At 68.0% G+C, this 14,773-nt stretch carries 13 protein-coding genes and 1 riboswitch; of the genes, 5 read left to right on the top strand and 8 right to left on the bottom strand.

Annotation, left to right across the window (positions count from 1 at the left end; genetic code table 11):
- Positions 1-42 precede the first annotated feature (42 nt).
- Positions 43-155, bottom strand: a riboswitch (TPP riboswitch).
- A gap of 303 nt (positions 156-458) precedes the next feature.
- The 6 genes from tenA to FHR96_RS10680 form a co-directional block, all read right to left on the bottom strand.
- Positions 459-1,127, bottom strand: a complete 669-nt coding sequence (tenA, locus tag FHR96_RS10705; protein WP_183387673.1) for a thiaminase II — start codon at positions 1,125-1,127, stop codon at positions 459-461.
- 290 nt (positions 1,128-1,417) lie between these two features.
- Positions 1,418-3,331 (bottom strand): glucans biosynthesis glucosyltransferase MdoH, encoded by a 1,914-nt coding sequence (gene mdoH / locus FHR96_RS10700; RefSeq protein WP_246392887.1) that lies wholly within the window; start codon positions 3,329-3,331, stop codon positions 1,418-1,420.
- Positions 3,318-4,871, bottom strand: a complete 1,554-nt coding sequence (locus tag FHR96_RS10695; protein WP_183387671.1) for an OpgD/OpgG family glucan biosynthesis protein — start codon at positions 4,869-4,871, stop codon at positions 3,318-3,320. The genes mdoH and FHR96_RS10695 overlap by 14 nt, the downstream gene beginning before the upstream one ends.
- 168 nt (positions 4,872-5,039) lie before the next feature.
- Complete coding sequence (locus FHR96_RS10690) at positions 5,040-5,969, bottom strand: lysophospholipid acyltransferase family protein (protein WP_183387670.1); 930 nt, start codon at positions 5,967-5,969, stop codon at positions 5,040-5,042.
- A gap of 3 nt (positions 5,970-5,972) precedes the next feature.
- Positions 5,973-6,353 carry a DUF4870 family protein gene (locus tag FHR96_RS10685; RefSeq protein WP_183387669.1) on the bottom strand — a complete coding sequence of 127 codons (381 nt, stop codon included), beginning with the start codon at positions 6,351-6,353 and terminating at the stop codon, positions 5,973-5,975.
- A 79-nt stretch (positions 6,354-6,432) separates the two neighbouring features.
- A complete protein-coding gene (locus FHR96_RS10680; RefSeq protein WP_183387668.1) occupies positions 6,433-6,813 on the bottom strand; it encodes a VOC family protein in 381 nt (126 codons plus the stop codon).
- A 40-nt stretch (positions 6,814-6,853) separates the two neighbouring features.
- Here FHR96_RS10680 and FHR96_RS10675 point away from each other — a divergent pair, with 40 nt between their 5' ends.
- The 5 genes from FHR96_RS10675 to FHR96_RS10655 all read left to right on the top strand — a co-directional run bounded on the left by FHR96_RS10675 (position 6,854) and on the right by FHR96_RS10655 (position 12,844).
- Positions 6,854-7,510, top strand: coding sequence for a class I SAM-dependent methyltransferase (locus FHR96_RS10675; RefSeq protein WP_183387667.1), 657 nt, complete (start codon positions 6,854-6,856; stop codon positions 7,508-7,510).
- 209 nt (positions 7,511-7,719) lie between these two features.
- The gene (locus FHR96_RS10670) at positions 7,720-9,126 is read left to right on the top strand and encodes an MFS transporter (protein WP_183387666.1); all 1,407 of its coding nucleotides are present in this window, start codon (positions 7,720-7,722) and stop codon (positions 9,124-9,126) included.
- Positions 9,127-9,232: 106 nt separating this feature from the next.
- Positions 9,233-11,029 (top strand): acyl-CoA dehydrogenase, encoded by a 1,797-nt coding sequence (locus FHR96_RS10665; protein WP_183387665.1) that lies wholly within the window; start codon positions 9,233-9,235, stop codon positions 11,027-11,029.
- Positions 11,030-11,135: 106 nt separating this feature from the next.
- Positions 11,136-11,984, top strand: a complete 849-nt coding sequence (locus FHR96_RS10660; protein ID WP_183387664.1) for a 3-hydroxyacyl-CoA dehydrogenase family protein — start codon at positions 11,136-11,138, stop codon at positions 11,982-11,984.
- A gap of 86 nt (positions 11,985-12,070) precedes the next feature.
- On the top strand, positions 12,071-12,844 hold the full coding sequence (locus FHR96_RS10655; protein WP_183387663.1) for an enoyl-CoA hydratase-related protein: 774 nt from the start codon (positions 12,071-12,073) through the stop codon (positions 12,842-12,844).
- A gap of 58 nt (positions 12,845-12,902) precedes the next feature.
- Here FHR96_RS10655 and FHR96_RS10650 read toward each other — a convergent pair whose 3' ends face one another.
- Positions 12,903-13,658, bottom strand: a complete 756-nt coding sequence (locus tag FHR96_RS10650) for a Mut7-C RNAse domain-containing protein (protein WP_183387662.1) — start codon at positions 13,656-13,658, stop codon at positions 12,903-12,905.
- A 31-nt stretch (positions 13,659-13,689) separates the two neighbouring features.
- Entirely contained in the window at positions 13,690-14,598 is a 909-nt protein-coding gene (locus FHR96_RS10645) for a DMT family transporter (RefSeq protein WP_183387661.1), read from the bottom strand.
- Positions 14,599-14,773: the final 175 nt, after the last annotated feature.

The following is a 14,773-nucleotide window of genomic DNA, read 5'->3' as shown; positions in this document are numbered from 1 at the left end:
GGAGGACAGCTGGGGAGGACATTGGCCGCAGGCGTCGAGCCCGGCGGCGTGTCGCTTGATCCCTACGCTGGTCCTAGCCAGTTCAGGTTCAACGGGATCCATGCTCGAGTGCTGCATGATCTCAGCCGTCTTCAACGGCACCCCGTCAAGCGTGGTATGGCCCGCCGTGATGGCGGGTCGTGTCATTGCCTTTCTTCTCTCTTCCTACTTTCTTTCTATCGTGCGCTATTGCCCGAGTCGGCGCGGTGCTAGCCGAGCGCTGGGGACAAGGCGGAGCGAGGGTTTTTGCCATGGGTGAGGCGATCCTCGCCGAACGGGCTGGCCATGGATGGCCAGCACGGGTCCTGCAAACGGAGCAGGATGCGAGAGTGCCGCAGGGCAAAAGTAGCACCCACGGATGGGTTCACAGCGCCTCGCGGAGGCTTGTCGCCGGAAAAGCTCGGCGATAGACGGAACTCTCAGTCCGCGCGATCCAGCCCCATCTGCCAGAAGTCGATTTCCAGCCGGGTGGCGTCGCGGAACAGCCGTGCCAGTTGCTCGAAGCGCGCCGGCGTCACCTCGGCCAGTCTGGCGTCCAGCCAGGCGATCTCGGCGCGCATGGCGGCCTGGAAGTCGTCACCCTCGTACATGGCGATCCAGGGCTCATAAGGGTTGGCATCGCCGCGCAGCGTGAACGGCTGGGCCGCCAGCCAGCCGGCGATCTCGCCGTAGCCGACCAGGCAGGGGGCCAGCGCTATGCGCAGGTCGAGCAGGTCGCCGCGGCTGCCGGCATCGAGTACGTAGCGGGTATAGGCCAGGGTGGCGCGGGATTCGGGCAGCGCCGCCAGGTCGCTTTCGCTGATGCCCCAGTCGCGGCAGAAGCCGCGGTGCAGGTCCAGTTCGACGTCGAGAATGGTCTTCAGGCCATCGAAGGCCTGGCGCAGTTCGTCCAGGTCGCGGCTCTTGTAGGCGGCCAGGGCATAGGCGCGGGCGAAGTGGATCAGGAACAGGTAGTCCTGCTGCAGGTAGTGGCGGAAGGCGTCGGCCTCGAGCGTACCGGCGCCGAGGGCACGCACGAAGTCGTGCTCGATATAGGCGCGCCAGTCGTCCTGGCAGGCGGCGGTGAGATCTCTGAAGCGGTAGCCCATCTTGCCTCCGTTGCAATCGGGATCCGGAGGGTGGGCACAGGGGAATAGGGAGGCAGGGCCGGCGAGAACATCGAGGAGGTGCCGGTCCCTCCGCCTGATTCCCTACGCCGGTTCACGTGCGGCCGTGCCGCACCCACCCGGATCAGGTTCCACGGGACCAGCGCTTGGGCTCTCGGACTCTTGCGAGTTCCTTCTCAGTGAGCCTGCGCCATCTCAGCCGGTTCCACCGGCACCCCGTCAAGCGAGTAGAGCCAGTCTAGCAGGTTGGTCGCCGACGAACACCCCTCGCCTCATTTACCCAGGGTGGTGCGTCTCTCGGTGGCTGGCAGCCGCGCCCAGTCGCGGGTAAAGGATTGGGTCGGCATGTCGCGGGGCCGCTCCTTCGGTGGCGGCGAGGGTTCGCCATCGCTGGGCATCGCCAGCGGCTGAGGAGACTCGCGCAGCACGGAGGGCGGAGCCGTCTCGCTGGGCACCAGCAGCAGGCCGCGTCGGCGTAGCCCACGTCCGAGGGTCAGGCTGCTGCTCCACCGCACCAGCGGGGCGGCCAGCATCAGGCCGAGCCACACCGGGGTCAGCCACCAGAAGAAGGTCGGTGTGTACCACCAGGTGATGCCGGCCCACAGGGCGCCGGCCAGGGTGCCCGGCCAGGTATGGCGCAGGGCCTCGCGCCAGGGCAGGGCACGCCCCTCCCGGGCCTGGGGATCCCAGGCTACGGTGCGGCCGCTGAGCACCTCGATCACGAAGCGGCTGTGGAAGACCATCATCAGCGGGGCGATCAGCATCGCGAACAGGGCCTCCAGTACGGCGCTGGCCACTAGTCGGGCGCGTCCGCCGTGCTGGGCCGGGTGTCGTCGCAGGGCCAGGCAGACGCCCAGTACCTTGGGCATCAGCAGCATCGCCAGGGTGCCGCCGAGCAGCGGCATGATCAGGTTGGGCGGGGCGATCGGCCAGTCGGGGAACAGCTGGGCGTTGGAGGTGAAGAAGTTGGGCTCGATCAGCGCACGCATCAGCGCATCGATGGTACTGACCACCAGGATCGCCAGCCAGATCAGCGACGACAGGTAGGCCAGGGCGCCACACAGGAAATGCACGCGACTGAGCATGTGCAGGCCGCGCCCCCCCAGCAGGCGCAGGTGCTGCAGGTTGCCCTGGACCCAGCGGCGGTCACGCTTGGCATAGTCGAGCAGATGGCTCGGCATCTCCTCGAAGCTGCCGCCGAGGTCGGTGCGCATGCGGACTTCCCAGCCGGCACGACGCAGCAGGGCCGCCTCGACGAAGTCGTGGCTGAGGATGTCGCCGCCCAGCGGCGGGCGTCCGGGAAGCTCGGGCAGGCCCGCATGCCGGGTGAAGGCCTCGACGCGCAGGATGGCGTTGTGGCCGAAGTAGTTGGCGGCGTCGGACTGCCAGAAGCTCAGCCCGGTGGCGAGCATCGGTGAATATACGGCCGCCGCGAACTGGTTGGCGCGGCCGAACAGGCTGTCCTGGCGGATCGGAATCGGTACCGTCTGCAGCAGGCCGAGACGCGGGTTGGCCTCCATCTCCGTGATCAGCTCATGCACGGTATCGCCGCTCATCACGCTGTCGGCATCCAGCACCAGCATGAAGTCGTAGTGGCGCCCCCAGCGTCGACAGAAATCGCCGAGATTGCCGGCCTTGCGCCCGGCGTTACTGTCGCGATGTCGGTAGTGGAGCCGGCAGTGGCCGGCCAGCCGCTCCTGCAGAGTCGCCATGACGGCCTTTTCGCGAGCCACGACAGTGGCATTGGTGCTGTCGCTGAGCACGAAGGCCTCGATGTGGCGCTCCGGTGTGATCGGCGGCAGGTCCCGGCAGGTGGCCTCGAGGCCGGCGGCGACCCGTTCGATGTCCTCGTTGTGGATCGGCATGACCAGGGCGGTGCGCGATTGGGCATCATCGGGGCGTCGCGGCGACGACGCCCGAGCCAGGCTCAGTGGGTCGCGGCCGGCGAGCGTCAGCGTGAAGCCGATCACGCCGCTCCAGAAGGCGATGACGATCCAGCCGAAGGTGACGCTGAACAGCGCCAGGATGGCGAGTTCCAGGGGCGTCAGGCCACCGACGTGGAGGATGCGGAACATCGTCCACATGCCGAGGCCGGTGGTGGCGGCGACCAGCAGGGCGAAGACCCATCGGCGGGTGCGGCGCCAGGGAACATGGGCCATCTCGGCCTCGGAATCAGCGGCGCTCATCGGGATACCAGACATAGTTCCAGGTTTCGGTCAGCGGTTCGCCGTGCAGCGTCAGGGCCAGGCGCATGTCGGCCGGGGCGTCGTCCTGCGGGGCAAGGCGGAAGTTGGCGCGCCAGGTCTTGCCATCGGGGAGGCGCTGGACGCGTGGCTCGAGGAGCTCTCCGCTGGAGGTCGTCAGCCGCGCCGCGACCGGCTGGTCGGCATCGAGCCCCTGGAGGGCGGTGCCCTGAAAGTCGACGATGAAGTGTCGCTGACTGGCCGGAGGCGGATCGCTCTGCCCCGGGATGGCGCCCCATCCCTGGCGGGTGCGGATGACGTGGGCGAGCTGCTGGTCGGGCGGTGTGGCACCGAAGGTACGCAGCCGATAGCGGAACGTGCGGGACTGGCCGGCCTCGAGCGGCTGTTCGGGGATCCAGTAGGCGGTGATGTTGTCGTTGGCCTCGCTGTCGGAGGGAATCTCGACCAGTTCGACGTGCCCCTTGCCCCAATCGCCGAGAGGCGTCACCCACTCGCTGGGGCGCTGCTCGTAGCGGGCCTCGGCGTCCAGGTAACCGTCGAAATGGCGCGGTCGTTGAACCAGGCCGAAACCCTGCGGCGAGGCGTCCTGAAAACTCGACAGGTGCAGCTTCTCGGGATTGCTCAGCGGACGCCAGATACGTTCTCCGCTACCGGTGTGCAGGGCCAGGCCGCTGGAGTCGTGGACCCGCAGTCGGTAGTCGTCGGCCGGATAGCCGGCGATGCCGCCGTGCATGAACATGCTGGTCAGCGGGGCGATGCCCAGCTTGGCGATGTCTTCCCGGGCGAACAGCCGCGCCTCGGTATCGACGACGGTCTGGTTGCCCGGGGCAATGTCGAAGCGGTAGGCACCGGTGACGGAAGGGCTGTCGAGCAGGGCATATACGGTCATGCGTGTGGCCTCGGGGCCTGGCTCGACCAGCCAGAACTCCCGGAAGGCGGGGAACTCTTCACCCTGCGGGGAGGCCGTGTCGATGGCCAGGCCGCGACTCGAGAGCCCGTAGCCCTGTTCCCGGCCAACCATCCGGAAATAGGAGGCACCAAGAAAGACCATGAATTCATCGCGGTAGTCGCCGCTGTTCAGCGGGTAGTGGAGCCTGAAGCCGGCATAGCCCAGGTCGTCGAGATTCAGCTCCGCCAGGCCGGCCGCGTCGCCCTCGTAGCGGAAGCGCGACGCGTCGAAGGGCAGGTGGCGCACCTCGCCGTCTGCTGCCACCAGGTTCAGGGCGACCGGATGGTCGTAGAGAAACCCGGGGTGAAACAGCTGCACCTCGAACAGTCCCTCGGTGTCATTCCACAGGGCCTGTTCGGGGCGGAAGCGGATCTGGCGATAGGCGTCGTAGTCGAGATCGGTCAGTGCCGCCGGCAGCTCGTCGGCGGGTGCGTGATAGGGGGACTCGGCCAGACGCTTGGCCTGGTCGGTGACCGTATCGAACAGCGCTTCCTCGTTCTCGGGGGCGGCGCTGGCTTCCATGGCCAGCGTGGCGCCCAGCGAGAATGCCAGGAAGCGGATCAGCGATGTCATATGGTGACTCTCCTCGGGATCCCGCCGGCGTTCCCTGCGCAAGCCGGTCCTTGGGGGTCATGTCGTCGTATCGTTATCGTTCTCTAGGGTGTCGCTATCAAAAAAGTAGCGCTTGTCGGGGGGTTGGTCAGTATCACGCAGGGATGGTTCCCCGCATGATGTTGGCCATCAGTAGAGGCGATAGCGCTTCCAGTCTGGCCTGCCCTCGAGTCTTTCGGGGATCTTGCCATAGCGCTTGTATTCCCACTGGTACTGGACCGGGTCCAGGGCAATGGCGGCTTCCACGCAGGCGTTTACACCGGCCGCCGAGACCGCTTCGTCGGCGGAGTAGACGCGCTCGTCGGCGGCCAGGAAGTGCAGCGCAAAGCCCTGGCCGGGCAGGCGTCGTGCCACCCCGGTGACGACTCGGGCCTCGGTGCGGGCCACCAGCTTGGGCAGCAGGGTGGCGGTGTAGGCCGGACGACCGAAGAAGGGCGCGAACACGCCGCTGCCCCAGCCCGGCGTCTGGTCCGGCAGGATGCCGACCGTTTCTCCGCGCTTCAGCGCCTTGAGCAGTGCCGCCACGCCGCGCGGGTTGGTGGGGACCAGCTCCGCCCCGCGCCGCTCGCGCCCCTTGCGAATGATCGGATCCAGGTCGAGGAGCTTGGGCGGCTCATACATGGCGGTGAAGGGGAAATGCCCGGACAGCCAGAAGTTGAGCACCTCCCAGTTGCCGAAGTGGGGGGCCAGCACGATGACCCCGCGCCCTTCGGCGCGGGCCTCGTCGAGCAGCTCGCGGCCGTGGACCTCGAGGATGCTGGCTTCGACTTTCTCCGGGTCGCCCATCCAGGCCATGCCCAGCTCCAGCATGGTGGCGCTGGAGTGGATCAGGCTACGGCGGGCCAGACGGCGACGTACGGTCTCGGAATAATCGGGATAGGCCTGCGCCAGGTTGATGCGGGTCACCCGGCGTTCCCGTCGGCTGCCGACCTGGACCAGCGGTCCGACCAGGCGTGACAGGCGCCACAGCGCGGCCGGTCGCCAGTTGGCGAGCGTGCGCCACAGCCCGGCGATCAGCCGGGCCTGGAGGCGACCGTCGCTGTCTTGCGTCATCGTCATCGCTTAGATCAACCAGGTGTCCACGTTGTCCGGTGCGCGTTTCTCCTGGAGGCCCTTGAAGCCCTTGACGCAGCGGATGATCAACCATATCGCCAGTGCAATCAGCAGCGGGAAGCCGATCACGATCAGCGTCAGCAGGGTGGCGACGGCAGCGTAGAGCAGGCCGATCCAGAAGGTGCGGATCTGGTAGCGGTAGTGGGCGTCGAGCCAGCCCGGCCCCTTGCCTCGGTAGACGTAGGCGATCACCACGCCGACCAGGGAGGTGAAGCCGACCACGAAACTGGCCAGGTAGAGAGCGTAGATGACCATCGCCATGGTGGTGTCCGGAGATGGGGCATCGTCGGCGACCACGGCGTCTCGGCCCGCGGGATCGTGCTCGTTCATCGGTCGTCCTTGAGGTGGCGGTAGAATGGCATCGGCGTCCATCATACCGACCCACGGCGGCGATGCCACCGTGGGGAAGTCAGCGTTTGGGGCGACTGATTTCGAGCAGATTCCCGTCGGGATCGCGCAGATAGAGCGACTCGAGTTCGCCGGTGGCGCCCTGACGGCTCACCGGGCCCAGCTCGACCTCGACCGAGAGCGCCTCCAGATGACGCTGGACCTCGTCGAGCGGAAGCTGGCTGCGCAGGCAAAGGTCCAGGCTGCCGGGCGTGGGGGTGGCCGCGCGAGGCTGGATGTCGGTGGCGGTCCAGTGCAGGCGCAGGGCCATGTCGCCGAGCATCAGGTCCACGCGTTCCCGGTCGCGATAACGGACGTCCAGCCCCAGTACCCGGGTGTAGAAGTCCACGGCGCGGGAAATATCGGTCACGGTGATGACCAGATGATCCAGACCTGACAGCATGCATGCCTCCTGAGAAGTGTGTCCTGCCACAGAGAATACGATGATGCAGACCTGTCCGCTATGCGCATCCGTCGAGCACCTGCCCTTCCATCGCGATGCGCGGCGCGACTATCGCCGCTGTCGGCAATGCGAGCTGGTGTTCGTGCCGGCCCACCAGCGCCTCGGGCCGGCCGAGGAGAAGGCGGTCTACGATCGGCACCAGAACTCGCCCGATGACACCGGCTACCGCCGTTTCCTGTCGCGGCTGTTCGACCCGCTGGTCGCCAGGCTGGAACCGGGAGCCCGAGGCCTCGACTTCGGGGCGGGCCCGGGACCGACGCTGTCGGTGATGTTCGAGGAGGCCGGTCATCCGATGGCAATCTTCGATCCGTTCTACGCGCCGGACGCCTCGGTGCTGGAGCGCCATTACGATTTCGTCACCGCCTCGGAGGTGGCCGAGCACCTGTTCGCTCCCGGCCAGGAGTTGGAGCGTCTGATGGGTCTGCTGGCGCCGGGCGGTTGGCTGGGGATGATGACCAAGCGCGTGAGCTCGGTCGAGGCCTTTGCCGGCTGGCACTATATCCTCGATCCGACCCACGTATGCTTCTTCAGCGAAGCGACCTTCCACTGGTTCGCCGAACACTGGCAGCTGAGGGTGGAATTTCCGGCCGAGGACGTCGTATTGCTGCAGCGTTCAGAAACACCAGGATTTCGATAACATGCGGTTATCGTAGGGGAAAAGACGCGAAAAGGCGCCGATCGGGGATTGGCGCGATCCTGCCCGGGGCGTATATTCGCCCCTCGAGAACCTGTTGTCGTTGACCGTTCGCCGGATCGGGTCGACGCTGACTTCGACAGTCTTCAGAACCTGCCACGGCCGTGCGCGGCGTGGGTTCCCTACACGCCATTCGCTCGAGACGTTCGCTCATGTCACGGCAGCTACTGCTCATGGCCCTGGCGCCCCTGCTGGGCCTTTTCATCCTCGGTATCGGCAATGGTTTCCTGGCGACGTTGATCACCCTGCGCCTGGATGCCGCCGGCGAGTCGCCGATGGTGATCGGCTGGGTCTCCTCGGCCTATTTCATCGGCCTGGCGCTGGGGGCCATGCTCAACGATCGGCTGCTGCTGGCCATCGGCCATATCCGCGCCTACGGCAGCTTTGCCTCCCTGGTGGCGGCTACCGTGCTGTTGCAGGGCCTGTTCTTCGATCCCGCGGCGTGGTTCGTTCTGCGCCTGATCGGCGGCTGGGCCACGGTCGGGGTGTTCCTGGTCATCGAGAGCTGGCTGCTGACCGCCGGCGATGCCACGGTGCGCGGGCGCCTGCTGGCGCTGTACATGATCTCGCTGTATGCCGCCGGGGTCCTCGGCCAGCTGCTGCTCGGCGTCGTCGATGCCATGGGACCCACCGCACCGTTCATGACGATCGGCATGCTGGCCTCGCTGTCGGTCTTGCCCATGGCGATGATCCCCAAGGTCACGCCGTTGATCGACAAGGCCGAGCCGCTGTCGCCGCTGCGACTGATCACCCTGACACCCACCGGGGTGATGGGCAGCTTCGGTTCGGGGCTGGCGGTGGCCGCAGTCTATACCCTGCTGCCGCTGTACCTGCAGCGGACCGGCTTCGGCGTTGACCGGGTCGGCCAGTTGATGGCGGTCATGGTACTCGGGGCCATGCTCTTGCAGTACCCGGTGGGGCGCTGGTCGGATCGCCACGATCGACAGATGGTGCTGATCGGCATCGGCGGCTTCTGCGCCCTGATCTCGGCCGGCATTCTCTTCCTGCCGCTGCCGCCCTGGGGGCTGGCAGGGCTGCTGTTCCTGCTCGGCGGCGGCGTTTTCTCCCTCTACCCGGTATCGGTGGGGCATGCCGCCGACCGGGCTCCGGCCGGCGCCCTGGTGCGCATGAGCCAGGGGCTGCTGCTGATCAATGCCATCGGCTCCACGCTCAGTCCGCCGGTGATCTCGCCGGTGATGACGGTGCTCGGCGATACGGGACTGTTCTGGTCGCTGGGGGCGCTGGGCCTGATCCTCGTGGGATTCTTCGCCTGGCGGCGCAGCGTTCGCCCGGCGCCGGTGCCGGTGGCGCCGTTCTCGCCCTCCACGCCGCTCAGCGCCGCCGGGGCCGAACTGTCGGTCACCGACGAGTGGGTGCAGGGCGCCCTGGAGCATGAGCACGTCGAGGACCTCTCCGATGCGGTGCCGGACGTGGAAGTGGCCGAGCCCCTGGTCGGCCCGCCGCCGCCCGACGAGCCGCACATCGTCTATTACGATGATGCCTCTCCGGCCGACGTCGAGGAGGAGGAAACGGAAGTGGCTCGGGCGAGCCAAGGGTGACGTTCCTGCATCGTCATCAGCGGCACGTATACCCGACCTACGGATAATGGCCGGCGAAAAGTAGTGAATCTACTATCGCCGGTATCATTTTTCCTAGGGTGACCCCATGACGCCATTCATGCCGCCGCTTCGCGATGTCCGCTTCGTGCTCGAGGAGCTTCTCGAGCACGCTTCGCTGTCCCTGCCCGGTTACGAGGAACTCGAGCCCGAGCTGGTCGATGCCGTGCTCGATGAGGCCGCTCGGCTGGCCGGCGAGGTCTGGGCGCCGCTCAATGCCAGCGGGGATCGCCAGGGATGTCGTCGTCGAGAAGATGGCGGGGTCGAGGTGCCGGAGGGTTTCGCCGAGGCCTATCGGGCCTATGCCGAGGGCGGCTGGAACGGCATCGGCGTCGCCGAGAGCCGGGGCGGTCAGGGCTTGCCGGAAGTGGTGGCCAGTGCTGTCCAGGAGATGCTGCACGGCGCCAACATGGCGCTCGGGCTGTGCCCCATGCTCACCGCTGGCGCCATCGAGGCGCTGTCACGACACGGCAGCGAGGCCCTGCAGGCACGCTATCTGCCACCGCTGGTGGAGGGCCGCTGGACCGGCACCATGAACCTCACCGAGCCCCAGGCCGGCTCCGATCTCTCCCAGGTGCGTACCCTGGCGGTGCCTTGCCCCGACGAAGAGGGCGATCACTATCGGCTCACCGGACAGAAGATCTTCATCACCTGGGGGGAGCACGAGGCCGCCGAGAACATCCTGCATCTGGTGCTGGCGCGCACGCCGGACGCTCCCGAGGGCAACAAGGGCATCTCGCTGTTTCTGGTCCCCAAGTTCCTGGTCAACGACGACGGCTCCCTCGGCGAACGCAACGACGTGGTCTGCTCCGGGCTCGAGCACAAGCTCGGCATCCATGGCTCGCCCACCTGCGCGCTGAGCTTCGGCGAGCGGGAAGGCGCCATCGGCTACCTGGTCGGCGAGGAGGGGCGAGGCCTCAATCACATGTTCACCATGATGAACGAGGCGCGCCATAAGGTCGGCATCCAGGGCATCGGGGTGGCCGAGCGCGCCTGCCAGCAGGCCCGTGCCTACGCCCTGGAGCGGGTGCAGGGGCGCCGCGGCGGCGCGCCCTGCGCGATCGCCGAGCACCTCAACGTCAAGCGCATGCTGCTCTCCATGCGGGCCCGCACCGATGCGCTGCGGGCCCTGGCGCTGAGCTGTGCGGCGCAGATGGACCTGGCGCGCCATGCGGCCGACGAGACCGAGCGGCAATCGGCCCAGGCGCGGGTCGAGGTGCTGATCCCGGTGGTCAAGGCCTTTTCCACCGACCAGGCGGTGGAGATCGCCTCGCTGGGGGTACAGGTCCACGGTGGCATGGGCTACATCGAGGAGACCGGCGCCGCTCAGCTGCTGCGCGATGCGCGCATCGCGCCCATCTACGAGGGTACCAACGGCATCCAGGCCCTCGACCTGGCGGGCCGCAAGCTGGCTCGGGACGGCGGTGCCGCCATGACCGCGTTGGTCGACGAGGTGGCGGGGACCGCCGAGGCCCTGGCCGCCAGCGCCTCGCTGCGCCCGCTGGGCGAGAGCCTGGCCGCCGGCATCGAGGATCTGCGTACCGCCATGAGCCTGGTGCTGGCGCAGGGGGCGGATCCCGAGCGCGGCGCGGACGCCGTTCAGGCCTATGCCACCCCCTTCCTGGCGCTCACCGGCCACGTGCTGTGTGCCTGGCAACTCGGGCGGTCCGCGCTGCGTGCCGAGGCTGCCCTGGCGGCCGGCAGCGATGACGGCGATTTCTATCGGGCCAAGCTGGCCGCCGCCGATCATGGGCTGCGTCACTGGCTGCCGCTGGGCCGTGCCCAGCTGTCATCGATCGAGGCCGGCATGGCGAGCCTCGCTGCGCTGGATCCCGCTACCCTCTGATCGCTTGACGCTGCCCCGCCGAGGGCTCGACCGGCGGGCGCCGGCGGTGCATGCTGCACCGGATGCCCGCGGGCACGTCATCCACTCGAGAGGAGGAGAGGCAGCGATGAGTCAACAACCGATCGGCGTCGTGGGCGCCGGCACCATGGGCCAGGGTATTGCCCAGGTGCTGGCGACCAGCGGATTTCGGGTGCGCCTGTATGACGTGGCCGAGGCCGCCCTGGAGCGGGCCCGCAGCGCCATCGATGCGGGACTGGGCAAGCTGGTGGCCAAGGACCGCTTGAGCGAGGCTGGCCGCGAGGAGGCCATGGCGCGGCTGCTGACCACCGCCGACCTGGAGACCCTGGCCGACTGTGCGGTGATCATCGAGGCCGCCCCCGAGCAGCCGGAACTCAAGGAACAATTGTTCCGGGACCTCAGCCGGCTCAGCGACGACGCCATCCTGGCCTCCAACACCTCCTCGCTGTCGCTGACCCGGCTGGCCGCGGTCAGCGCGCGGCCCGAGCGGGTCGTGGGCATGCACTTCTTCAACCCGGTGCCGGTCTTGAAGCTGGTCGAGGTGATTCGCGCCGAGCAGACCAGCGACGCCACCGTGGCGCGCATCGAGGCCCTGGCCGAGGCGCTGGGCAAGACCGCGGTGCGGGTGGGCGACTCCCCCGGCTTCGCCGTCAATCGCCTGCTGGTGCCGATGATCAACGAGGCGGCGTTCCTGGTGCAGGAGGGCGCGGCTACCCCCGAGGCGGTGGACCAGGCCATGCAGCTCGGCGCCGCTCATCCGATGGGGCCCCTGCAGCTTGCCGATCTGATCGGCCTGGACGTCTGCCTGGCGATCATGGAGGTCCTCCAGGAGGGCTTCGGCGATCCCAAGTACCGGCCCTGTCCGTTGCTCAGGCGCATGGTCGAGGCCGGCTATCTGGGGCGCAAGTCCGGGCGCGGTTTCCACGTCTATTCGTGACCTCTACCAAAGCCGTGATTGCCGCCCAACCAAGCGTTCGCTAGGGTGAGGGCGGATCGTCCCTTTCGTCATCACGAGGAGTCATCATGAGCGAGCAGCCGATCGAGGTGCAGGACAACGCTGGCGTCGTGCGCCTGACCGTCAACCGTCCCAAGGCACTTAACGCCCTCAACAGCGATGTCATCGCCGCCCTGGCGGCGACCCTCGACGAGCTCGAGGCCCGCAATGACCTGCGCGCGGTACTGATCACCGGGGCCGGCGAGAAGGCCTTCGTGGCCGGTGCCGACATCACCGAGATGCGCGACAAGAGCGCACCCCAGGCCCGCGATTTCGCCGGCCAGGCGCTCGCCACCCTCAAGCGGCTGGAGGCCCTGCCGGTGCCGGTGGTGGCGCTGGTCAACGGCTTCTGCCTGGGCGGTGGCTGCGAGCTGGCGCTGGCCTGCGACTGGGCGGTGGCCAGCGACAACGCCGTGTTCGGTCAGCCGGAGGTGCTGCTTGGGGTGATTCCCGGCTTCGGTGGCACCCAGCGCCTGCCGCGCCGAGTCGGCCCGGCCATGGCCCTGGACCTGGTCACCACCGGGCGCAAGATCGATGCCAATGAGGCGCTGCGCATCGGCCTGGTCAACCGGGTGATGCCCCAGGCCGAGCTCGAGGACTATGCCGCCGAGCTGACCAAGCAACTCGGTGGCAACGGTCCGCAGGCGGTGCGCGGTGCCAAGCAGGCGGTCCACGATGGCATGGACCAGGACCTGGACAGCGCGCTGGCCCTGGAGACCAGCCTGTTCGCGCTGTGCTTCGCCGGCGAGGAACAGCGCGAAGGCATGAGCGCCTTCGTCGAGAAGCGCAAGCCGAACTTCTGAGCGGCGCTCGTCTCGCCGTTGAGACCGACGGCCGTGGCGGCGACGCCACGGCCGTCTTTCATGTTGCCTCATCGAGCCGGTGGTGCAGCCTGGCCACCAGGGATTGCATGCGCGACACGTGGCTGCCGTGCCAGTACAGCTGGCCGCAGGCTTCGCAGCGCAGGAAGTCGTCAATATAGCGGCGCGTCAGCGGTTCCAGCCGATGAATCACCGTGTCCTTGGCGACGGCCTCGAGTCGGCCGTTGCAGCGCGTGCAGCGAGTGAAGGGTGCCAGCTCGTCGCGTCGCACGAAGGCCCGTATTACCTCCACGAGCTGGTCGAAGGGGGCATCGGCGCGCACGAAGCGCCCCAGGGCAACTCGTCGGCGCTTGAGCAGGTTGCGGTCGCGGGTCAGCAGGATGCGATCCTCGGTCTCGGCCCATTCGGCCAGCTCGGCATCGTCGGCGCGATTGCGATAGCGACAGTCCAGCCCCAGCAGGCGCAGGTAGCGGGCCAGTCGGCCCAGGTGGACGTCGAGCACGAAGCGGGGCGGCTGCGGCAGGGGTGGGCGTAGGCGATGCGACGCGGCCCCGGGCGGTGCGACGTTGGCGGGGTAGACGTTCACCGTCTCTCCGGCGGCGAGGGGGTGGTCGAAGCCCACCAAGGTGCCATCGACGAGGATGGCGTCGATCTCCGGGTGAGGCACGCCGAGGGCCTCGATCACGTCCTTGATGGCGGCGCGGCGGTCGACCCGGTAGGCCAGCGTGCGGCCGCGCCGCTCGCGGGGCAGGAAGTCGTCGAGCTCGCCGTGGAAGCGCAGGCGGGCGGTGTCCATGGGGCTCCCGTGGGTCGGGGCAGCATCGGCTTCAGTCTAGGCGCTCGTCGCGTCGCCGGGCCAGGCGTGTCGGCCAGCCCAGGCGTAGCACGCCGGTGGCGATGGCGGTGCCGGCCAGGGTAATCGCCATGCCGGCCAGGACCTGCAGGCTCAGCGTCTCGTCGAGCAGCAGATAGCCCCAGAGCAGGGCGCTGACCGGCACCAGGAAAGTGACCGTGGAGGTGGCAGTAGCCCCGGCGCTGGCAATCAGCCCGAAGTAGAGCAGAAACGCCAGGGTGGTGCTGAACACCGCCAGCGCCAGGCCGTTGGCCCAGCCCAGGCCGCTGATCGGGGCCTGGGGCCACAGCCACAGGCCCGGCAGCAGCAGGATCAGCCCTGACATCGCGCAACTGCCGGCGGCCAGCACGCGCACCGGCAGGTGGGACAGGTACGTCTTGGAATAGTTGGTGGCGATGCCGTAGCAGAAGGTGGCACCGAGCACCGCGAGGATGAACCAGCCATCGCCGCCGAGGGCGAAGTCCAGCCGATCCGCGGAGAGCACGTAGACGCCGAGGAAGGCCAGCGCCAGGCCCAGGTACTGGCGCCGTGACACCGGCGTGGCGAAGAACAGCGCGCCGAGCAGGGCGGTGAACAGCGGCGTGGTGGCGTTGATCAGCGAGGTGAAGCCGGCCTCCAGCCGCGTGGTGGCCAGCGCCAGCAGCGAGAACGGCAGCACGTGGTTGACCAGCCCCAGCAGCATCAGCTTACCGGCGTTGTCCCGCACCAGGCGCAGGTAGCGGGCGCCGAGCAGCAGCGGCACCATCAGCAGCGCGCCCACGCCCATGCGCACCAGGATCAGCGGCACCGGACCGAACTCGGGCACCGCCACGCGCATGAAGATGAACGACATCCCCCACAGCGAGGAGAGCAGGATCAGGCGAAGGGTGTCAGCCGGGCTCATGGCGGTGTCCTGGTGGCGAGTGGTTAAAGGTCGGGTAACCATGAGCAGGTTAATCGCCTGGGCAACGGCGGGGAAGGGCATGGAAGTTAACGTCGCTCCACCTCCCGGATTGTCATGCTCAGAGGCATCTCTGGCGTCGGCTTGATCCAGCGCAACCCCGCCCGGGCCAGGCTGT

Origin of the sequence: Halomonas organivorans, from assembly GCF_014192055.1 — a bacterium.
Lineage (GTDB): Bacteria > Pseudomonadota > Gammaproteobacteria > Pseudomonadales > Halomonadaceae > Halomonas > Halomonas organivorans.
The sequence above is the reverse complement of the archived record's forward strand: the minus strand, read 5'-3'. Positions and strand labels throughout refer to the sequence as shown.

Coding starts and splice junctions, on each gene's coding strand:
- tenA (WP_183387673.1), bottom strand. CDS start 1,127: ATGGGCTACCGCTTCAGAGATCTCACCGCCGCCTGCCAGGACGACTGG.
- mdoH (WP_246392887.1), bottom strand. CDS start 3,331: ATGAGCGCCGCTGATTCCGAGGCCGAGATGGCCCATGTTCCCTGGCGC.
- FHR96_RS10695 (WP_183387671.1), bottom strand. CDS start 4,871: ATGACATCGCTGATCCGCTTCCTGGCATTCTCGCTGGGCGCCACGCTG.
- FHR96_RS10690 (WP_183387670.1), bottom strand. CDS start 5,969: ATGACGATGACGCAAGACAGCGACGGTCGCCTCCAGGCCCGGCTGATC.
- FHR96_RS10685 (WP_183387669.1), bottom strand. CDS start 6,353: ATGAACGAGCACGATCCCGCGGGCCGAGACGCCGTGGTCGCCGACGAT.
- FHR96_RS10680 (WP_183387668.1), bottom strand. CDS start 6,813: ATGCTGTCAGGTCTGGATCATCTGGTCATCACCGTGACCGATATTTCC.
- FHR96_RS10675 (WP_183387667.1), top strand. CDS start 6,854: ATGATGCAGACCTGTCCGCTATGCGCATCCGTCGAGCACCTGCCCTTC.
- FHR96_RS10670 (WP_183387666.1), top strand. CDS start 7,720: ATGTCACGGCAGCTACTGCTCATGGCCCTGGCGCCCCTGCTGGGCCTT.
- FHR96_RS10665 (WP_183387665.1), top strand. CDS start 9,233: ATGACGCCATTCATGCCGCCGCTTCGCGATGTCCGCTTCGTGCTCGAG.
- FHR96_RS10660 (WP_183387664.1), top strand. CDS start 11,136: ATGAGTCAACAACCGATCGGCGTCGTGGGCGCCGGCACCATGGGCCAG.
- FHR96_RS10655 (WP_183387663.1), top strand. CDS start 12,071: ATGAGCGAGCAGCCGATCGAGGTGCAGGACAACGCTGGCGTCGTGCGC.
- FHR96_RS10650 (WP_183387662.1), bottom strand. CDS start 13,658: ATGGACACCGCCCGCCTGCGCTTCCACGGCGAGCTCGACGACTTCCTG.
- FHR96_RS10645 (WP_183387661.1), bottom strand. CDS start 14,598: ATGAGCCCGGCTGACACCCTTCGCCTGATCCTGCTCTCCTCGCTGTGG.